1 pseudogene is annotated in these 334 nt (G+C 42.5%); it reads right to left on the bottom strand.

Annotation, left to right across the window (positions count from 1 at the left end):
- A pseudogene (locus tag ADI86_RS02230) lies at positions 1–334 on the bottom strand (hypothetical protein); the annotation flags it as partial.

The raw sequence follows: 334 nt of genomic DNA, 5'->3' as shown, positions 1-334 counted from the left end.
ATCATTTGACTTAGCTCCATTATCAACAGTAGTCTTAGTATCTACCTGATCTGCATTTGGAGTTGGAGTAGCTGGTGCTGGTTTATCTTGACCAGAATCTCCATTAGTATCAGGTTTGACTGGCATATCAGGTGTCACTGGTGCAACTGGTTTTTCAGTTGTTGGTGTTGCTGGTGTTACCTTAGCTGGAGTTTCTACTGGAACTTCTACAGCTGGTTGACCTGGTTCTGTAATCTTAGCTGTTCCTGGTACTTTACCGTCTGGTAATTCGCTGTTTGGTACTTTACCTTTACCGTCTTCACCGATTGTTACTGTGATTGGGTTACCATCTTTA

This window comes from Streptococcus pseudopneumoniae (assembly GCF_001074975.1).
Lineage (GTDB): Bacteria > Bacillota > Bacilli > Lactobacillales > Streptococcaceae > Streptococcus > Streptococcus pseudopneumoniae_D.
The sequence above is the reverse complement of the archived record's forward strand: the minus strand, read 5'-3'. Positions and strand labels throughout refer to the sequence as shown.